General features: G+C 50.8%; 3 protein-coding genes and 1 tRNA gene. All 4 read right to left on the reverse strand.

Going from position 1 to position 3,079, the window contains the following annotated elements; all coding sequences use genetic code 11:
• Positions 1 to 355 precede the first annotated feature (355 nt).
• Positions 356 to 432 (reverse strand) — tRNA-Pro (locus ENN66_06700).
• Between the two features lie 17 nt (positions 433 to 449).
• Entirely contained in the window at positions 450 to 815 is a 366-nt protein-coding gene (locus tag ENN66_06705; GenBank protein ID HDS16290.1) for a MerR family transcriptional regulator, read from the reverse strand.
• A 58-nt stretch (positions 816 to 873) separates the two neighbouring features.
• Positions 874 to 1,149 carry an integration host factor subunit alpha gene (locus tag ENN66_06710; protein ID HDS16291.1) on the reverse strand — a complete coding sequence of 92 codons (276 nt, stop codon included), beginning with the start codon at positions 1,147 to 1,149 and terminating at the stop codon, positions 874 to 876.
• A 35-nt stretch (positions 1,150 to 1,184) separates the two neighbouring features.
• Positions 1,185 to 3,079 (reverse strand): phenylalanine--tRNA ligase subunit beta (locus ENN66_06715; protein ID HDS16292.1); only part of this gene is annotated, 1,895 nt, incomplete at its 5' end.

A 3,079-nucleotide genomic window follows, 5' to 3' on the forward strand; every position in this document is an offset into this window, starting at 1 on the left:
AAATTAAACATATATTATTAGCCAACCAGGAGACGCCGGATAAAATAGAATCCTTATCCGACCGGCCGACATTAGCAGATGCCGACACCTCAATTTACGGACAATTAGGAGGTGTGATATGAAACCGGCAACTCTATTGCCGCTCAAGAATAATCTCAAAAAGCTCAAGCTTTTGAACATGCTTTGCCACTTTGAAGAACAGAACCGTCAGGGCCAAGAAGACGGTCTTGCGTACGACGAGTTTCTTCTGGCATTAACAAAAACCCTGCCGTCAACCAAGCCTTCATCGCGACTGAAAAGACATCACAAAAAAAACGGGCACTCACAATTTAATGTAAGTGCCCGTTTTTATAACTGGTCGGGACGAGAGGATTTGAACCTCCGACCCCCTGAACCCCATTCAGGTACGCTACCAAGCTGCGCTACGTCCCGTTTTAATAACTAATTCTTTATTCTTGCTGCAGATGGTTTTCGATCAACGAGCGAATCGTCTGCAATTCATTTCTTAAATTTCTCAGGCAGATCTCGGCGGACGGCGACACCTTCTTTTCTTGTCCCGCAGCCATGATTTCTCTGATTTTCTTTCTCGTTCCCTCAATGGTGTAGCGCTCTTCATGCAGAAGACGCCGGATCCGGCATAAGGCGATCACATCACAACGTCGATACAGCCTTTGTTTTCCATTACTTTTTTCCGGCTTGATAAAACTGAATTCCTGCTCCCAGTAGCGCAGAACATAAGGTTTGACTCCGACTATCCGACTGACCTCGCCGATCCGGAAAAAAAGCTTATCAGGAACCCTTTCTTCTGAGGTCATTCACCCCACTCTTTACCTTTTACACCCAAGATTCCGGAAAATTCAAACTTGGCGCGGTTCAGGGATTTAGCTGGTCACGCAAGACATTGCTGGCCTTAAAACTCAGGACACGACGGGCGGAAATAGTGATTTCTTCCCCGGTCTGCGGATTACGTCCGCGACGGGGCTTTTTATGCTGAATATTAAAACTGCCAAAGCCGGAAATCTTGACGTTTTCCCCTTGCTCCAGGGTCTCCTTGAGAATATCGAACAGATTTTCGACGATCCGCGCGGCTTCCCGCTTCGAGACCCCGATACGCTCATAAACTACTTCAACCATATCGGCTTTTGTCATTGCCACCTGCCCTCTTAGTAAAAGTCTGCCGCTTTTCAGCGCACGGTCCCGGCAAACTTCTCCTCGACCCCCTTGATCAGCTGAGTAATAATCGCATTTACTTTTTTATCTGTCAAGGTTTTATTAAGATCCTGAAAAGTCAAGCGAAAGCCCAAACTTTTTTTCCCTTGCGGCAAGGCGTCGCCCTGAAAGACATCAAAGACTTCGACCGCCGCCAACAACTTATGCTGCTGGCGTAGATACTCAAGAATTTCGGCCGCCGGCAATGAGGCATCAAGCAGAAAAGCCAGATCGCGGTACACGGGAGGATAACGAGTCACCCCCTGATAGACTACGCGCCTGCCGCCTGCGGCCTCCACCAAAAAGCCCAATGATAGCTCAAACCCGTAGGTTTCCGGCTCAATATCAAAGGCCCCGGCCACCTCTTCATGCAACAAACCCAGTGAACCTATCGGCCGGCGGTCCAGCATAATAGTCGCGGACCGCCCCGGAGTCAAGCAATTATAGTAGTTCTCCGGAATAAAGTTAAGTTCAACGCCCAATTCCGCGGCGATCGTTTCGAGCAACCCCTTGAGATCAAAGAAATCGTACAGATCCTCCGGAGTAGAAAAATGTTCGGCTTCCCGCCGGCCGCAGACAACCCCGGCCAGACAAAGCTCCTCACAAGGCAATTTTTCCTGGCGACATTGAAAAAAATTACGGCCGATTTCAAAAAGACGAATATCCTTGACGTTAACCCGAAGATTATCCCTGAGATTCAGCAGCAAACCCGGCAACAGAGAGGTCCGCATAACCGCCATCTCGGAACTAATCGGATTACGCAGGCGGACAAAATCGTAAAAACGCTCAGTAGCGGGGAAACGCAGCAACGCTACCGTCTGCGGATCTATAAAACTGTAATTGACGGCTTCATTAAATCCGCAGGCGCTCATGAGGCGACGAATTTTACCCTGAACAATCGAGGCTTCATCATCCCCAACCTCGGGATCAGAAATCCGGGCCGGCGTGACCGAAATCTGATCGTAACCATAAATTCTGGCGACTTCCTCGATTAAATCAACCTCTCTTTCGAGATCAAAGCGCCAGGCGGGCGGCACGACGGTTAATAATTGTTCATCCTCTTTGATTATCTTCAGCTGCAGACGCTTGAGGATATTCTTAATCGTGTTCGACTCCAGGTTGAGTCCCAACAGATTGTTAACCTGAAAAATACGCAGTGCTATCGGAGATAACGGACGTGGATCGGCACAGACATCCAGTTGTCCACGACATACCCGCCCCCCCGCAATTTTATGAAGTAGTTCGGCGGCCCGATCGACAACCCGCGCCGTGGCCTCAGAATCAACCCCCCGCTCGAAACGATACGAGGCTTCGGTACTCAGATTGAGCCGGCGCGCCGAGCGCCGAATCGAGGCCGGTTGAAAAAACGCGCTTTCCAGCAAGACATTGCGCGTCTGGGGATTGATTTCCGAATTAAGACCACCCATGATTCCGGCCACGGCAATCGCGGAACGAGCATCACAGATCATCAGGGTTTCCGGATCAAGCCGTCTTTGCACTCCGTCCAGGGTGGTAAAATCACATTCGTCACCGGCTCGACGCACCTCGATACGGCCCTGTTCCAGTTGATCAAGGTCAAAAGCATGCAGAGGCTGCCCGGTTTCGAGCATGACATAGTTGGTTACATCAACCACATTGCTGATCGCCCGCACTCCAGCCGCCAGCAGACGGGATTTCAGCCAGAGCGGGGATTCGCCCAACACGACATCCTCAACCACCCGCCCCACATAACGGGGACAAAGTTGCGCATCACTGACCGTGATCGTAACCTTCTCCGCCACCGGGCCGGCTTCTTCGGGAAAATCCGGTTCGGGCAGGCTGAACCGACGTTCGAAAATAGCCGCCAACTCCCGCGCAACCCCGATCACGC

The sequence above is a fragment of the Pseudomonadota bacterium genome (assembly GCA_011049115.1).
Taxonomy (GTDB): domain Bacteria; phylum Desulfobacterota; class Anaeroferrophillalia; order Anaeroferrophillales; family Tharpellaceae; genus DSCM01.